Origin of the sequence: Cohnella caldifontis (assembly GCF_029360585.1) — a bacterium.
Taxonomy (GTDB): domain Bacteria; phylum Bacillota; class Bacilli; order Paenibacillales; family Paenibacillaceae; genus Cohnella; species Cohnella caldifontis.
Map to the genome: position 1 here is coordinate 1 of NZ_JAQZSJ010000010.1, position 16,686 is coordinate 16,686.

14 protein-coding genes are annotated in these 16,686 nt (G+C 60.3%); 5 read left to right on the plus strand and 9 right to left on the minus strand.

Going from position 1 to position 16,686, the window contains the following annotated elements; translation table 11 throughout:
- Positions 1-102 precede the first annotated feature (102 nt).
- A complete protein-coding gene (locus tag PTZ19_RS14760) occupies positions 103-2,709 on the minus strand; it encodes an adenosylcobalamin-dependent ribonucleoside-diphosphate reductase (protein ID WP_276355842.1) in 2,607 nt (868 codons plus the stop codon).
- A gap of 314 nt (positions 2,710-3,023) precedes the next feature.
- Here PTZ19_RS14760 and PTZ19_RS14765 point away from each other — a divergent pair, with 314 nt between their 5' ends.
- From PTZ19_RS14765 to PTZ19_RS14775, 3 genes are all read left to right on the plus strand, one after another.
- Positions 3,024-4,799: a DEAD/DEAH box helicase gene (locus tag PTZ19_RS14765; protein ID WP_422615006.1), complete on the plus strand. Its 1,776-nt coding sequence runs from the start codon at positions 3,024-3,026 to the stop codon at positions 4,797-4,799.
- A complete protein-coding gene (locus PTZ19_RS14770; RefSeq protein WP_276355846.1) occupies positions 4,796-5,677 on the plus strand; it encodes a YqhG family protein in 882 nt (293 codons plus the stop codon). Before PTZ19_RS14765 ends, PTZ19_RS14770 begins: the two co-directional genes overlap by 4 nt.
- Positions 5,678-5,961: 284 nt before the next feature.
- Positions 5,962-6,780: a hypothetical protein gene (locus tag PTZ19_RS14775; RefSeq protein WP_276355847.1), complete on the plus strand. Its 819-nt coding sequence runs from the start codon at positions 5,962-5,964 to the stop codon at positions 6,778-6,780.
- Here the strand turns inward: PTZ19_RS14775 and PTZ19_RS14780 are convergent.
- Complete coding sequence (locus PTZ19_RS14780; RefSeq protein ID WP_276355848.1) at positions 6,771-7,010, minus strand: YqzE family protein; 240 nt, start codon at positions 7,008-7,010, stop codon at positions 6,771-6,773. The two genes, PTZ19_RS14775 and PTZ19_RS14780, sit on opposite strands and share 10 nt — an antisense overlap.
- Positions 7,011-7,132: 122 nt before the next feature.
- Between PTZ19_RS14780 and PTZ19_RS14785 the strand changes: the two genes are divergently transcribed.
- Entirely contained in the window at positions 7,133-7,843 is a 711-nt protein-coding gene (locus PTZ19_RS14785; RefSeq protein WP_276355849.1) for an N-acetylmuramoyl-L-alanine amidase, read from the plus strand.
- Here PTZ19_RS14785 and PTZ19_RS14790 read toward each other — a convergent pair.
- Together PTZ19_RS14790 and PTZ19_RS14795 are read right to left on the minus strand one after the other, a co-directional pair.
- Positions 7,822-8,646 (minus strand): divergent polysaccharide deacetylase family protein, encoded by an 825-nt coding sequence (locus PTZ19_RS14790; protein WP_276355850.1) that lies wholly within the window; start codon positions 8,644-8,646, stop codon positions 7,822-7,824. The two genes, PTZ19_RS14785 and PTZ19_RS14790, sit on opposite strands and share 22 nt — an antisense overlap.
- A 134-nt stretch (positions 8,647-8,780) precedes the next feature.
- Positions 8,781-10,112, minus strand: coding sequence for an ABC transporter substrate-binding protein (locus tag PTZ19_RS14795; RefSeq protein WP_276355851.1), 1,332 nt, complete (start codon positions 10,110-10,112; stop codon positions 8,781-8,783).
- 334 nt (positions 10,113-10,446) lie between these two features.
- Between PTZ19_RS14795 and PTZ19_RS14800 the strand changes: the two genes are divergently transcribed.
- Complete coding sequence (locus PTZ19_RS14800) at positions 10,447-10,812, plus strand: DoxX family protein (RefSeq protein WP_276355852.1); 366 nt, start codon at positions 10,447-10,449, stop codon at positions 10,810-10,812.
- 59 nt (positions 10,813-10,871) lie between these two features.
- On the opposite strand, the gene PTZ19_RS14805 is transcribed toward PTZ19_RS14800, so the two are convergent.
- The 5 genes from PTZ19_RS14805 to PTZ19_RS14825 all read right to left on the minus strand — a co-directional run bounded on the left by PTZ19_RS14805 (position 10,872) and on the right by PTZ19_RS14825 (position 16,631).
- A complete protein-coding gene (locus PTZ19_RS14805) occupies positions 10,872-12,086 on the minus strand; it encodes an AGE family epimerase/isomerase (RefSeq protein ID WP_276355853.1) in 1,215 nt (404 codons plus the stop codon).
- Positions 12,083-13,051, minus strand: coding sequence for a glycoside hydrolase family 113 (locus tag PTZ19_RS14810; protein WP_276355854.1), 969 nt, complete (start codon positions 13,049-13,051; stop codon positions 12,083-12,085). The genes PTZ19_RS14805 and PTZ19_RS14810 overlap by 4 nt, the downstream gene beginning before the upstream one ends.
- Positions 13,052-13,782: 731 nt before the next feature.
- Positions 13,783-14,838 (minus strand): substrate-binding domain-containing protein, encoded by a 1,056-nt coding sequence (locus tag PTZ19_RS14815; RefSeq protein WP_276355855.1) that lies wholly within the window; start codon positions 14,836-14,838, stop codon positions 13,783-13,785.
- 81 nt (positions 14,839-14,919) lie between these two features.
- Positions 14,920-15,750 (minus strand): carbohydrate ABC transporter permease, encoded by an 831-nt coding sequence (locus PTZ19_RS14820; RefSeq protein ID WP_276355856.1) that lies wholly within the window; start codon positions 15,748-15,750, stop codon positions 14,920-14,922.
- A gap of 2 nt (positions 15,751-15,752) precedes the next feature.
- The gene (locus PTZ19_RS14825; protein WP_276355857.1) at positions 15,753-16,631 is read right to left on the minus strand and encodes a carbohydrate ABC transporter permease; all 879 of its coding nucleotides are present in this window, start codon (positions 16,629-16,631) and stop codon (positions 15,753-15,755) included.
- Between the last annotated feature and the right edge of the window lie 55 nt (positions 16,632-16,686).

Below are 16,686 nucleotides of genomic sequence, written 5' to 3' on the forward strand. Positions count from 1 at the left end.
CTCGTTCTCCCGGCTACCGCCATCATAGAACGCCTATAAAAATAGATCTCTGGCTGACCTGATAATACGAAAAACGACCCCGTCGCCGGGGTCTTTCCGCTCTTACGAGCACTTGCTATACCCGCAGTTGCTGCACGTCTTGCAACCCTCTACATTCAGCAGCGAGGCCGAGCCGCAGGACGGGCAGAGGTCCTTGGATTGATACGGCTTGTGGTCGTGACCGGCAAGTACCGGGCTGGCCGAGGTTTCGACGGTCGCCGCGATCGGCGTGTCGTTCACCGCGTAATGCTCGGTGTCGGCGATGCCGGCGTGCGTCTCGAGCGCTTTGGCGACGGCGTCCGCGATCGATTCGACGCGGTTCGGGCCGAAGCCGACGGCGCCGGAGCCGCCGATGCCCTTCAGGTGCTTCACGAGCAGCTGCACCTTGTTGCCGTGGTCACCGTACCGGAGGAACAGCGAGCAGACGCGTCCCAAAGCTTCCGCCATGGCGAATACGTCCGAGCCGGCTTTGCCGACGTTCAGGAAAATTTCGCCCGGCGTGCCGTCGATGTCGTTAACGGTGATGTACGCCATGCCGAACGGCGTGTTGTATTTGTAGGTCGCGCCGCGAAGCACTTTGGGGCGGGACTTGTATTGACGGTCGAACACTTGGGCCTGGGTCGGCGTTACGCCCGCGTTCAGCGTCGCGTTGAGCGCGCCAACCGCATCAGCATCGGCAGCCGGTGCTGCCGCGGGGGCCGGAGCGGCGGCTTCCGCCTTCGGCTCTTCTTTCTTCTCGTCCTTCGCCGTGCTCAGCACTTGCACGTCGCGACTGCCGTCGCGGTAGATCGTGACGCCTTTGCAGCCCAGCTCGAACGCTTTTTCGTACAGCTCTTTCGTCTCTTCGACCGTGAAGTCGTTCGGGGCGTTCGCCGTCTTGGAGATCGAGCTGTCGACCCAGCGCTGGATCGCCGCTTGCGCGCGGATGTGGTCCATCGCGGACAGGTCCATGGAGGTGACGAACCATTCCGGCAGCTCTTCGCCCGGATGCGCGTCCTTCCACTCTTGCGCGATCGGTACGTATTGCTTGTCGAAGCCGAGGCGGCTTTGACGGAAATATTCGAAGGCGAAATAAGGTTCGATGCCGGTGGACGTGCCCACCATCGTGCCCGTCGAACCGGTCGGCGCCTGGGTCAGCACGGTGACGTTGCGCATGCCGCGTTTGCGGACCGCTTCCCCGACTTCCGGATATACCTCGGTCATGTTCTTCATGAAGCCGCTTTGCAGGTATAGATCGGCGTCGAACGCCGGGAAAGAGCCTTTCTCCGCCGCGATCTCGGTCGAAGCCAGATACGCTTCGCGGGCCATGAAACCATAGAGCTTATCCAGGAACTCCATGGATTCGTCGCTGCCATAACGGATTTCCAGGCGGATCATCAGCTCGGCCAGGCCCATCGTGCCCAGGCCGACGCGGCGCTCGTTCTTCTGGTTGCGCTCGTTCTCCGGGAAATGGTACGGCGTCTTGTCGATGACGTTGTCCAAGAAACGCGTGGAGTAACGGACGACTTTGCCGAGCTCCTCCCAAGCCACGTCATGCTTCTCTTCGTCGTAGAACCGGGACAGGTTGATCGCCGACAGGTTGCAGACGCCCCAGGCCGGCAGCCCTTGCTCGCCGCACGGGTTCGTGCAGATGATCGGATTGAAGTACCAGCTGTTGGACATTTGGTTGTAATATTCCATGAAGACGACGCCCGGCTCCGCGGATTTCCAAGCGGATTCGATGATCGTGTGCCACATGTCGCGGGCGCGGATCGTCTTGTAGACTTCGACCTTCTTGCCGAGCTTCTTCCACTTGTCCAGGTCGCCGTCCCAAAGCTCGTTGTATTCGGGGTCGGACTTGTCCGGGAATACGAGATCCCAATCCAGGTCTTCCTTGACGGCCTTCATGAACGCATTGCTCACGCATACGGACAGGTTCGCGTTCGTCACTTGGCCCATCGTTTGCTTCACGGTGATGAAATCCATCACGTCCGGATGCCAGTCGTGCATCATGAGCATCAGCGCGCCGCGGCGGCTGCCGCCTTGCTCGATCAGGCCGGTCGTGTAGCTGAACAGGCCGCCCCAGGACACCGCGCCGGAGGAAGAGCCGTTCACGCCTTTCACGACGGAACGGCGCGGACGCAGCGAAGACAGGTTGATGCCGACGCCGCCGCCGCGGGCCATGATTTCCGTCATCTCGGACAGCGTCTCCATGATGCCGCCGCGGCTGTCATGCGGAGACGGAATGACGTAGCAGTTGAACAGCGTCAGCTCGTCGCTGGCGCCCGCGCCCGCCGCGATGCGGCCGCCCGGCACGAGCTTCCATTCGTCGAGCAGCCAGCGGAACTTGTCCTTCCACTCTTTCTGCTTCTCGGGAGAGGTTTCGACGGAAGCCATCGCGGCCGCGAGACGGTCCCAGAGCTGCTCCGGCGTTTTCTCGATCGTGAGGGTCAGCTTCTCCACGGGGGACTCGACGAGATTGCCGCTCCGCGTCTTCACCGTGACTTTATTGCCGTTGCGCTCGACGACTTCCCCGACTTCCTTGGCGGGAAATTTCGGATCGTCCTTCGTCAGGACGAGCACCACGTCCCCCACTTTCGTTCCGCTCGGGTCCGCGTTTTTCAGCGCGTAACGGTCCAGAAAAATTTTCTCGCTTAGGCCATCCAATCGATTCTTTTGTTCGGTCTTCAACCCGGATCACTCTCCCGAAAGCTTGATATAAATGCGGTTTCAAGGTTTCATGTCCATTTGTTACCCGTATGTAAATTGTACAATATATTGTGTACGAAAGCCATTATACTATACCACATATTGTGAGGCTATAGGACGAAACTCATAAATCATCGAACGGTGTCGGCTAACCTCGAACGATCTCCTATTTTCTCCCAAACGCTCTCTTTTTCGCGGCCGTTTTGAATAACTCCCCGATGCTCATACTAAGAAAAGGAACTTTCGAAAGCGAGGAGGACATGTTCGTGAACACGCTTGATCCGTTGCCTTCGGGCATGTATCCCGCACCCGAAACGACGGGCGCCGCCGCGATCGCGGACGTTTCCGCGCCCCCGCCGGCCGAGGCGCCCGCCCGGTTCATCCATCCGCTGGTGGAACTCCGCTTCGACCGCAGCGCTTTCGAAGATTTGGAGCGCCGGGTCCAGCGCAACGGCCCTTGGGACGACTGGACGATGTTCCGTCTGGCCCGGGAAGCCGAGGAAGCCGCGCTCGTCACCGACTTCCATGAGCTGCAGTGCCTGCGCGCGCTGCCCGCATTCGAGCCGATGGCCCACCAGGTCGACACCGCGCGCCGCGTGCTGCACGAGATGCGGGGCCGCGCCATTCTCGCCGACGAAGTCGGACTCGGCAAGACGATCGAAGCCGGCCTCATCCTCAAAGAATATTGGGTCCGCGGACTCGTGAAGAAGGCGCTCATCCTGGTCCCGGCGTCCCTCGTCCTGCAATGGGTCCGCGAGCTCGGCCAGAAGTTCGACTTGCCCGCCGTGCCGCAGAAGCGGCTTCATTCCTGGCAGAACGACATCGTCGTCGCTTCGATGGACACGGCCAAGCGGGAGCCGAACCGCCAGATCCTGCTGGACAACGAGTATGACATGTTAATCGTAGACGAAGCCCATAAGCTCAAAAACAAGAGAACGACCAATTACCAGTTCGTGAGCCAGCTGCGCAAGAAATATTGTCTCCTGCTGACCGCCACGCCGATCCAGAACGACATGGGGGAGCTTTATAACCTCATCACGCTGCTCAAGCCCGGACAGCTCGGCGAAGAAGGAGAGTTCAATTCCAACTTCGTCAAAGGACGGCGCGAGGCCAAAAACGAGGACAAGCTCCAGGAGAACCTCGGCCAGCTCATGATCCGCAATCGGCGCAGCGACGGCGGCGTGCAGTTCACCCGGCGGTTCGTCACCAACGTCCCGCTCGTCTTGTCCCCCGAAGAAATGGCGCTGTACGAAGGCGTCACGAATTATATCAAACAGCATGCTTATGCCGAGAACGGAGACTTGGCCAGCATGCTCTCGCTCGTCACCTTGCAGCGGGAAGTGTGCTCCAGCCGCGACGCCGTATTCCTCACGCTCGTCAACCTGTTCAAGAAAACGGCCGAGGACTCTCCCCTGCGGGCGCGGATTTGGGAGCTGGTCGAACTCATCCGGCAAATCCAGGCGAACACGAAGGCCGAGAAAACGATGGAGCTGATCCAGGGCATCGGCGACAAAGCGATCGTGTTCACCGAATACCGCGCGACGCAGGAATATTTGCTTCGTTTCTTCCGCGAGCACGGCCTGCAGGCCGTTCCCTACCGGGGCGGCATGAACCGCGGCAAGAAAGACTGGATGATGGACCTGTTCCGCCGCCGCGCCCAAGTCATGATCGCCACCGAAGCCGGGGGCGAAGGCATCAACCTGCAATTTTGCCACCACATCGTCAATTTCGACCTGCCCTGGAACCCGATGCGGGTCGAGCAGCGGATCGGCCGGGTGCATCGCCTGGGGCAGACCGAAGACGTGAAAATTTTCAATTTGTGCACGCTCGGAACGATCGAGGAACACATCGTACACCTGCTCCATGAAAAAATCAACCTATTCGAATCCGTCATCGGCGAACTGGATGACATCGTGGAACGGCTGGAACGGGAGGAGTCTTGGGAGCGGAGGATGGCGAAAATGGTGCTGGAATCCGAAGGCGACGAAGATCTGCGGCGGCGGATGGACAGTCTCGGGAACACCGTGCTGCAGGCCCGCGGCCGCAGCCGGGAGGAGGCTGGCCGAACTTGAACGTCAGGCAGGTGCAGAAATTCGTGCTGGCTTATTTGGAAGCGACGGGGAGCCAATTGATCGAGAAAAGCCCGAACCACATTACCGTCAAGCTGTCCCCGGAGGCGGACCGGGCGCTCACGGGGCGGCCGTTCTATTGGAGCTTCATCGACAACACGGGCACGGTGCCGGAGACGATGACCTACTCGTGGATGTTCGGGAAGTCCCCGCCGCCGCAGGCCGGCGTGCCCGCCACGCCGCTGACCTCGCTCCTGACGCCGTCGGGGCGGGTGAGCCGGGAAGAAATCTACTTCGGTTCCCGCAGGCTGAACCAGTTTTTCGATGCCGTCCGGCAAACGGGCCGCTGCGTGACGCTGTTCGAGGAGCCGCCGCGCGGCGTCCGCGATCCGCTGAGGTCGGCGCCTTATACGGCCTGGCTCGGAGTGAACTTCAAAGTCGGCTACGAATGCGACATGAAGCGCGAGGAACTGTACGGCTGGGGCATCTCCCTCGCTACCGGCATCATCGACGAGAAGTTTTTCGAACGGCTGGACCAGGCGAAGCTAAGCCCCCGCCTGCCGCCGAATATCCATTTGCTCAAGAACGGGATCTCGCTCCGCAAAGCGATGTCCCAATTGGAGCACGCGCTGGAGAGGAAGCTGAAAACCTCCGATTTCGCTTGGGCGGAAGAAGCGGAAGAACGGCGCCGAGAGGAACGGAAACGGATCAAAGGCTACTACGGGCCGCAGTTGGAACGGGCTAGCGACGACCCCGACCAGAGCGCGGCCCTGCAAGCCCGCATGAGGCAACGGCTGGAGGAGATCGACTGGCAGTACCGCCCGCGGGTCGGCGTATCCGTGGTGAATTGCGGCATTTTCCACCTGCCGGGACTGCAATAAAGGTTATCGTTCGCCGTATTTCGGCGTTGAATCTTGCCCATCCGAGGGCGTTCGCGCCGTTTTGGCAAAAACAGAACCGCCGGCGCCCCGGGCGGTCTGACAGCAACCAACAGCATCGGCGGAGCTTGTCCCCTACAATGAACGTGACCGAACCAATATCCCTACCGAAAAGCGGGTGTATGCGCTTGATCCGAAACCGTATCCGTCGCCAATCGATAAGCCGCTCTGGCGTTCATCGTCTGCCCCCTCGGATTTTGCTGTCCATTTTGGTATTTTGGGTTTCCGTGACGTCCGCCCTCTTTCCGGCAGGAGGCCAGGCGTCGGCCGCGCAGGCTCCTTCCGGGCTGGAACTTCAAGTCCAAGCATGGCAGCGGATGCTCGCCGCCCAAGACGCGTTCAAGGACTGGGCTCAGGCGGACGCGGACATTCAGGCGCTCGGCCCCGGCACCCACGGCTGGATGGCCGTCCTCAAAACGGATGGACGTACGGTCGGGTACATGGTGATCCATGCGGCGGAGGAAGGCGGATATCGCTTAGGCGAATACGGGGTCGGACCGAACGCCTTGTTCGATCCGGCTTCCTTGAAAAAATCGTTGGAGGAAAACGGGCTTCTCGGAACCAAGGGCACGCCTTATACAGCCGACAAGCTATACTTTCACCCATTCGCCGCGGTGTGGGAAGTTCGCATCGGTTCCGACCTGTACTGGCTCGACGCCAAAACGGCCGAGCTGCTCCCGTTCGACCGGAGCGGCTGGGAGAAGAGCCGGGCGCTGCTCTCCGTATCGAAGGAAGAGCCGGAACCGTTCTCCGAATCCGTCTCCCTGCATGTCGGCAAAACTTTCGACCCTTATGACAAGCTGCCTTGGATGACCGGCGAGCCGACCTTCGACGCCGGCAACGGCGAAAAGGCGCAAACCCGTCTTCGCGGCGGCCTGCACCTTCGTTATGTGAGCGAACCGTATGGCCAGGACGTGCTCTACGCGCTTCCGGTCATCGGCTTCCGCCAAGGAAAGAACGGACGGCTCGATTTGGCCCTTGACATGGCCGGTCTCCGCTTCGTTCCCTTTCGGGAACTGGCACGTTTAGGCCGATTTTACGCGTAATCCGCCGGGCTCTGGGAAATGCCCGGGCTTTCCGCGGCCTCTTCCCGCTCCCCTTTGCGGCTGTTCAACCAAATCCCGATCCCCACGGGCAGCAGCTGACCGAACCAGCGCGTCACCCACGGCTCCCGTCTCATCCGGCGCTCCCGGCGTTCTTCGGGAGCTTTCGGCGTTTCCCAATACGTCACCACGCGCTCCGTCACGTACTTCAGAAAATCGGCGCCATCGCTCATCGTGCTCGCCTCCTTTCTCCTTGGCCCTAGTGTTCCCCGCCGGGACCGATTCCAAACCCGTATGCCGGGACCGGTTTGGAGCCACGCTACGGGAAAGACTCCATGGAAAGAAGGAGACGCGCATGCGCCGAAAGCCGCTCGCCTTGCTGCTGGCCTGCGTATCCGCGTTCGCCCTGACGGGCTGGGCTCCCGCTCCCGCCGGGGACACGGATACCGCGGTTCCGCCGAACATCCGCCGGGCGATTCCCAACGCCGACGTGCTCATCGACGCCGGACACGGCGGAATCGACGGAGGAACGCACTTCGGCGAGATTAAGGAAAGCGACATCAACCTGGCGATCAGCCGCAAGCTGTACCTGTTGCTCCGCAGCCGGGGCGTCCGCGCCGTGCTGAACCGGACGGGCGATTACGCGCTCAGCGACGACAACCGCTGGCACCCGTCGCGATCCCGCCATCGGCGGGACTTGTCCCAGCGCCGGGGGTTATCCGAAGAGATCGAAGCCGGCCTGATGGTCAGCGTCCATGTCAATTGGGGTCCCGGCGGCCGCAAGCGGGGCCCGCTCGTCCTCTACCGCAAAGGCGACGGACCCAGCGCGTCGTTGGCGTCGTTCCTGCAAGACGCTCTGAATCGGCAGCAATCGACGCGGTATCATCCGAAGGCGGTCGGCAGCTTTTACCTGCTGAACACGGCCAAAGTGCCCGCCGTCATCGTCGAAACCGGCTTCCTCAGCCACCCGGGCGACCGGGAGATGCTGACCTCCCGGCAAGGCCAAACGAAAATCGCGGAAGCGATCGCCCAAGGTATTCTGGCCTATCGTACTTTGTCCCCTTGAGCGCGGCTGGAGGAAGCCACCAGCTCGGAGAGGCGCACGAACGTCGCTTCCGTTTGCAGCGTCGGGATCGCGTTCTTCAGCTCGCCGGAGGTAATCAAGCCGGGAGGCCCGACGTGGCCGATCGCGACGATCGTGCCGCGTTTCCGGATATGCTGGCGAAGTAAAGCGATTTGCTTCGAGACGTGCCGGTGCGAATAAACGTCGTCCAGGAAAACGTCGTTCTGCAGCAGCGGAACTCCAAGCTCCTGCGCGACTTTCGGCACGACCGTCTTCCACGAGGTCCGGCTGTCCAGGAAGAACAGCCCCTTCTCTTTGCATACTTGAAGCACGATCCGCATGACCCGTTCGTCGGCCGTCGCGCGGGAACCCATATGGTTGTTCATGCCGATCGCGTAAGGGACGTCCGCGATGGCCGCTTCCACCCGGCGGCGGATTTCCCCGTCCGGCAGACTCGTCAGGATGGCGCCGGGTCCGAGCCAGCTCGCTTTGCCCCGGATCGGCTCCATGGTCAGATGCACGATGACGTCGTGGCCCATCGCGTGGGCCGCCTCCGCGTCCTGACGCGTTGTCGGCAAGAAAGGCATGATCGCGGCGGTGAATTTGACCGGGAGCTTCAGCATTTCTTCGGTGCCTTTCATCCCGTTGCCGAAATCGTCGATCACGACGGCGATATGGCGGGAAGCGGCCGGTGACGGAGCCGGATCATTGGTTGCCGCCGCGGACGCGGACGTTGCCGTTCCGCCGGCTGCCGTCCAACCTGTTCCGATCCAGACGGCTAGGACGAGCAAACCCCATTTGCGCATTGGAAGGACACTCCTTATCGGTGATGCGGATTGCCGCCTCGGCGGTCCTCCCTATGGTTTCCTGCCCGAGCGGAAACTAAAAATCTCCCGGCGAAAGGCCGGGAGATCGGGGGCGCGGACGGCTGCCGGACCCGTTACAGTCCGAGCGCCTTGCGGGCCGCCGCCCATTTCTGGTTGAGCTTGTCGTATTCCGCTTGCAAATCCTTCGCGACGATCAGCGACTGCGTCGTTTTGCCGACGTACAAATCGATTTCCGCTTTGTTCGCGATGTCGTTGAACCGCGGATCGGTGGATTGCTCCTCCAGGAACGTCGGACCGAAGCTTTTGAATTCCGCCAGCTGCGGCACTTGCGGCTGCACCGATTTGTCGACCGGCATGAAGCCGGAATCCGTGTCGTAGCCCGATTCCTTGACGAAGAACTTCGCCCAGGCCAACGCCAATTCCTTGTTCTTGCTCGTTTTGCTCACGCCGATGAAATAGTCGCCGCCGAGCGGAGCGTTATATTTGCCGCCGTTGTCGTACGGCAGCGGGAAAAACCCGATGTCTTCCGATTTGGCGCCCGCGCCGATGACCTGCGGGATGACCCAGTTGCCCAGGAAGTACATGGCGGCTTTGCCGGACGCGACTTCGCCTTTGGACATCTCCCAGTTGTTCGTCGCCAGGTCCTTTTCGACCCAGCCTTTCTGAACGAACGTGCGGGCGATCGTCATGAGCTTGCCCCAAGGACCGTCCACCGTGAAAGGCGCATCGTCGGTCACGTATTTGTCGAACAGCTTCATGTCGCCGGCCACGTATTTCACGGAGCCTTCGGCCCAGTTGCCGACCGGCCATTGCGCGCCGTAGTTCATGTACAGCGGAACGATGCCCGCGTCCTTAAGCTTCTGGGCGGCCGCATACAGTTCGTCCAGCGTCGTCGGCACTTTGTCGATGCCGGCTTTGGCGAACGCTTGCTTGTTGTAAACGATGCCTTGCGTATTGACGCCGGTCGTGATGCCGTAATGCTTGCCTTCGTACGTTTTCAAGTCGGCGAAATAGACGTTGTCGAACCAGTCGTCCGGCAACGGCTCGTAATATTGCGGCAAGTCGGCGTCGCTGAGGCTGGCGTCGATCATGCTGACGTCGCCCGCTTCGCCCGTCGTCAGCCGGACTTTGATGTCCGCCGCGTAGTTCGTGAGCGCTTCGAATTCGATTTCGGCGTTCGGGTATTTCTCTTTGAATTTGGCCACGTAGCGGTCCATCGTCCCGTCGTTCACGAAATCGGTCCGATGGGTCAGCACTTTGATTTTCCCGCCGACTTCGGCGGAAGGACCGGCGCTTTCTCCCGCGCTGTCGGATGCGGAAGCCGACGGCTGCGCGGAGGATGCGGAGGGCGATTCCGAGGCGTCCTTGCCGTCCCCTTTCCCGCACGCGGCCAAAATCGCGACGACGAGCGCGAGAATGAGAGAGACTAACGAAATTTTCTTCATCCGTTCTCTACCCCCAAATTGGTGATGGCGCGCCATTCGGCCGTTTTCTCCGTTTGGCATCGCTTACATTTTCTATTATAGAGGCTCCACCAAGGAAGAAAATGTTTTGAATTTGTTTTTCTTGTCGCTCATTATGATAACAAATAAATAATTTTAGGTTACAAAATCGAGCATACCTTTCGGATTTCATACTGGATTAATCGCGTACGTCTTCAATCGTCCCTCGATTTCGCAATCGGATGTCCTAGCTAAGGGAGCCCTTCGGGGTTTCCTTTTTTGTCACGCCGTTCGGATTTGAACCGTCACCCTAATAAACGGATCTGAGGAGTTGGGAATGAAAATGGTTTCCACGGTCATCGAATTCATGATCGCTGCGGTTTTTCTGTTTGCGGGATTGTCCAAAATTTTCGGCATGAAGTGGCAAATCGACAATTACGAAATGCTTAAACTCCCCCAATGGTTCCGGATCGTGACCGGGTGGACGCAATTGATCGGGGTTGCCGGCGTGGCGATCGGATTGTGGAACGGAACCTGGGCGTTCTGGTCTGGCATTTGGTTCGGCATCATGATGTTGTGCGCGATCGCGGCCCATCTGCGGGTGAGAAGTTCTTTCGGCTTGATTCTGCCGTGCATCGCGCTGGTGGCGTTGTCCGTCGAGGTTTGCCTGGTTCACGGTTCGGAAGCGTTGCTCTTTGGATAAGGCGGGCCCATCGCCTGCATGGCTTTGGGCAATGGGCCCGATCTTGCGGATCTCATAGGTTATGAATATCGGGATAACCGTTCCATTGCTTCCATGCAGGCCCGGCTGTTGTGATACGGGCATTTCCATAGGCCGGCCTTGGGCAAAGCCCGATTCGGGATTCCCTCGCGGGAAACTTGCCAAAACCATTCGCCGTTCTCCCGATCGACGACGTACCGTTCGATGAAACGCCAGCTGGCGAGCGCGGCATCCCAAAACCGGCCGTCCCCGGACAACCGGAAGGCGTTCAGGAACCCGACCATCGCTTCGGCTTGCGGCCACCAATCTTTCGCGTCGTCCCCATGCCCGTCGACGCCGGACTCGTTGCGCATGCCGCCGTCGGGATCCACGCCTTCCGCCAAGGCCGCCTCGGCCATGGCAACCGCTGCCCGGTCCACCCGCTCGATCCTTGCCTCGTCTCCCAGCGTCTCCGCGGCTTCGCAAAGCAGCCAGCTGCCTTCGATATCGTGCCCGTAGGAGATGGGGCCGGATTTGGCGTTCCATTCCCCGTCGAAAAACAAGCGGAAGCGAAACGCGGCGGGATCCAGGATACGGTCCAAATGGACGTCGATCAGCTCGGTCAGCCGGGCGCGCAGTCCGGCCGGCTTCCAGACCCGATAGAGGTTCGTATAGGCTTCTAACACATGCAGGTGCGTGTTCATCGATTTCCGTTCGTTCAAGTCTTTGCCGCTGAGCGAGAAATCCTCCGTCTCGGTCCAATCTCTCGCCAGCGCTTCCACGTAGCCGAGATGTACCGGGTCGTAAGCGTGTTTTTCGAGCAGCAAGTACAACTGTTTCGCCCATTCCAGCGCCTCGCCGGCGCGCGGAGCCGACGCCCGGACGTATTCGGACAACGCGTAAATCGCGAACGCTTGCCCGTACACTTGTTTCTTGTCCCGCACCGGGCGGCCCGCTTCGTCGACCGTCCAGAACAGGCCGCCGTGCACCCGGTCCCGGAACCGCTCATCCAGCGCTTGATATGCCCGCTCGGCCATGGCTAAGTACACGTTTTCTCCGCGGATCCGATAGGCGCTTGAGAACGTCCATAAGATCCGGGCGTTCAGCACGACTCCCTTCTCCGCCCCCGCCGTCCGGGTCCCGTCGCCGCGGATTTCGCCGACGAAACCGCCGTATTCTTCATCCGGCGTTTGTTGAATCCAGAAATCCAAAATGCGCTTCAGCTCCGCGTCCAACTCCGCACGCCAACGCGCCGCCGCTTCCTTGCGGTCGATCATCGGGCGTCACCCGCTTTCCGGGCACCGCGGGAAAGGTAGAACGCCCGCACGGTCGCCTCGGCTTTCTTGCCGTACAGGCAGTAGTCCCGGTTGGAGGAGGCTCCTTCACGCGCATGCAACTTCGCGGGCCAATCCCACAGCATATACCCGCGCATCCACTCCCGCTTCGAACAGGCCTCGAACATTTCCGCGTACCAGCGGGCCTGCTCCTCTTCGTCCGGACCGCCGTCCAGCGACCAATCGTTCGGCCTCCCGCTCGAGCCCGTCCGGCTCGGGCAGCCCTTTTCCATGAAGAAAAACGGCTTGTTCCAACGCAATACCGCCCGCTCGATTCGGTCCAGCTGCGCTTCCCATTGCCCGCTCGGATAATAGCCGCTGGAGGAGATGACGTCCACGGCGTCCCACCAGGACACGCGGTCCTCTTGGTATTTGTCGCAGTTATAGGTGATCGGCCCCGAATACACGTCGCGCACGTCCGCGATCAAGCGGCGCCATTCAGCCTCTCTGCGGTCCGCCTGCACCATTTCGCAGCCGACGCAGAACATTTCGCAGCCTTCCTGCTCCGCGATCGCCGCGTAATGGAGAATGAATTCGCCGTAAGCCCGGAACCATTCGCCCCACGTCGGTTCGCCCGGCACGTCCTCCTCGAAGAAGCAGATGTGCGCGCGCCATGTTCCGTTCGCGCAATTGACGACCGGTTTCAGGCACACCTTCAAGCCGAGCGATTTGGCGAACCGGATCGCTTGGCGAACCTCTTCATCCGTTACGGCAGGCGGCTCGCGGAACGGAATTTCGGTAGACTGGCCCGTCTCCTGCTCGGCCGCCAGCGCAAGCGCCGTCCAATTCACGCCCAGCTTCGCCATTTCCCGCATGGAAAATTCCGCCTCCGGCCCCGCCCAAGTCCCGCGGACGCCGGTCCATCCCCAGGTCATGCCGTTCACAGTCTCCGCCCAAATTTTTCCCATATCCCCGTCTCCCGTCACCCTGATATTTCATTTTGTTAGCTTGAATAATATTATGTTAGCTAACAAAACGACTCTATAGCCTGAATTGTAACATCAGGTTCGTCGTTGTCAACGGGGGTATCTCACCATTTCAATCCGGGTTGGCGGCGATTTTTGGGCTCAATGGCAATGGGAGGGGCGCTGCCCAGTGAGGACGATGGTCGACGCACTCGAACGGTTCGACGGAAGATGCAATCCCAGGGGCGGTGGTGAGCGCGTGGAAGGCAGTACTGCCGTAAGAGGTTGATGGTAAACGTACTCAAAAGGTTCGGCAGGCGGTACTGCTAGGGAGAGTCGATGATCAACGTGTTCAAGCGGATCCGCTAGCGAATGCGGCCTAGGGGACGGCGGTTCGTATCGGGGAGCGATGTGGGTACGGCAGCTATCTATCGTGTCGGCGAGCGAGGCGGGACGGCGGTCATCTATCGTGTCGGCGAGCGAGGCGGGAACGGCGGTCTTTTTTCGTGTCGGCGAGCGATACGGGACGGCAGCCATCAATCGTGTCGGCAGACGAAGCGGGTGCTGCGGACATTTTTTCGGGTCGGGGGACGATGCAGGGGCCCATGCGGACGCTGCCACTCCACCCCGTGCAAAAAACAAACACGCAAGCACGATGGATTTCGGCAGATCCGCGAATCCATGGCAAGCGCGCACTTTGTACGACCGAATCGAATGGTCAGCCCCCGCCCTGCTCAATGCGCGGGCGCGGTCGATTGCCGGAGGACGAGATCTCCGGCCAGCAAAATTTTCTCCTTCGGATCGTCCGGATTGTCGATCCGCCACAGCAGCGTGCCGACCGCCCGGCGGCCCAGCGCTTCTTTGTTCACATGCACCGTGCTGAGCGTCGGCGCCTGCAGCGCGGCGTCGTCGATGTTGTCGAAGCCGGCGACGGATACCCGCCCCGGCACGTCGATCCCCATGTTCGCAAGCGCCGACATGACGCAGATCGCGATCGCGTCGTTCGCGCACAAGAAGGCGGTCGGAAGCTCGTCCCGCTCCGCAAGCCCGCGAAGAACCGGCTCGAGGGTATCCGTCATTTCCGAACCGTTCATGGCTTCGAACTCCAGCAGCTTCGGATGTTGATCGAGCGGGATGCCCTGCTCCTCCAGCATGGAACGGAAGCCGAGCCAGCGGTCGTGGAAGCTGCGGGAGAACCGGATATTCCCGACGAATTGGAAGCGGCGGTGGCCTTGACCGATCAAATAGTTCGTGACGCGCCGCTCGCATTCGTAATTGTTCATGAACAGCGTATCGGACGGGATCAGCGGATCCTCATGGTCCACGAGCACGAACGGAATGCCGAGCCCGCGGATTTCCAGCAGCTGCTGGCCCGAAATGAGCCCGACCCCGATGAGGCCCAGCACCGCTTCCGGGTTGATCAGCTGCGCCAGCTGGTCCGTCGCCTGCTCCGTCACGATCATCATGCCCAGGCGGTGCTCCTCCAGCGCCCCCGCGATCCCGTCGATGATGCGGCCCCAATAGGCGGACTGCCTCGTCTGAAAACGGACGTTGGGGATCAGCACGACGATCGTCTGGCGCGCGCCCGGCGCGGACTTGCCCGCGGACCCGCGCCCCGCGGCCGGTTTGTTCCGCTTCTGGGCGAAATAGCCGAGCTGGGTCGCGGCCTGGATGATTTTCTCCCGGGTGTCGGGGCTGACGCCCGACTTGCCCGACAGCGCCTTGGATACCGCGAACTTGGAGACGCCCACGTGATCCGCGATTTGCTGCATCGTGATCTTCTTCGACATTCCCGTTGCTCCACTCCGTCCGAACGATGAAATAACAAATTCACTTGTTATCATAACATAGCGCTATCGAAGTACGCATCGTTATTTGACCGCGCCGCTCGTCACCCCGGAGAAAATGAACCGCTGCAGCAGCAGGAACACGATGACCGTGGGAATGAAAATGATCAAGATTCCGGCCGAGATCACGTTGAGCTGGGCGGCGTTCGGGCCGACGAAATTGTAGATCGCCGCGGAAACGACCGCCAGCTTGCGATCCGGCATGTACAGGTACGGCACGTAAAAATCGTTATAGATGCTGATCGTCTTCAGGATGACCAGCGTCGCCGTCGCCGGCCCGAGCAGCGGGAAGATCACCGAGCGGTAGATCCGGAACAGGGACGCGCCTTCGATCATCGCGCTCTCGTCCAAATCCTTCGGGATATTCTGGATGAATTGCAGGTAAATGATGATTTGCAGCACGTCCGCGCCCATGTACAGCAGCATCGGGGCGTAAATCGTATTGTAGGCGTCCAGCGCCTTGATCACGCTGACGGTGGCCACCTGCGTCGTGACGAGCGGGATCACCTGCACGATCAGGTACAGTCCCATGATCGGCTTTCTCAGCTTGAACTCGAATCGTCCCAGCGCGTAGGCGACCATCGTGCCGATCAGTACGTTGCCCGCCAGCGAAACGGCGAGAATGATCAGAATGTTCTTGTAAGCCAAGGCGAGCCGTCCGACCTTGAATACTTTCCTGAAGTTGTCGAAGTTCAGGAAGTTCTCCGGAAGCCGCAAACCGGAATTGTAGTATTCGACCTGGGTTTTGAACGCGCCGATCACGACGGAATAGAGCGGGAACAGCACGACGAACAGCGCGAGGAGCAGCGAAGCGTACTTCAGCGCCTTCAGCCACCAAGGTTCCAGTCTCTCCACGGCTATCTTCCCTCCCTGAACAGCAGTTTCCGCTGAAGCCCGATGACGAGCAGTACGATCAGCAGCAGGACGACCGCCATGGCCGAAGCCAGCCCGTAGTTCTCGAATTTGAACGCCATGTCCACGGTCTGGATGACGAACGTCGTCGTGCCGTTTGCGCCAAGCATCATGACATAGGGGATGTCGAACGCCTCCAGCGCCCCGGTCAGCGTCAGGATCAGCATGAGCTCGATCACGCGGCGGACGCTCGGCACGGTGATGAACCGGAAGCTTTGCCATCCGGAGGCGCCGTCGATCCGGGCGGCTTCGTACAAGTCTTTCGGGATCGACTGCAGCGCGCCGATGAAAATCACCATGCTGAGCCCGAAGTATTTCCACATCGAAATGAAGGCGAGCGAAAAATTGACGAGGTGCGGGTTGCCCAGCCACATCTGCTTCCAGGCCGTCAGCCCGAGCGCGCCGAGCAGCGTGTTCAGCGATCCGTATTCCGCGTGGTACACGTTTTTGAACATGATGACGGTCGCGACGCTGTGCAGCACGTAGGGCAGGAACAGCATGACCTGAAAAAAGTAGCGTCCCCGCAGCCGATCGCTCAAAATGACGGCGAACCAGAGCGCGAGCGCCGTCTGGACGAGGCCGCCGACGAAGTAATACAGGTTCGTCCGGAACACGGCGAAAATGTCCGCCCGCGTGAAAATATCCTTATAATTGGCGAAACCGATCCAATGCATGTCGAAGCCGAGCCCGTCCCAGTCCGTCAAGCTGAAATAAAACAGCGCGAGCGCCGGATAGACGGAGAACATCAACAACAGGATCAGCGGAACCGTCAAAAAACAAGCCAGGATGACGTATTTCTGCTTGTTGTAGCTGAGGTTGAACATCCCCTATGCCCCTTTCCTTTCCTCACCTCCGCGCCGCTCCTCCCTCAAAAGAGCA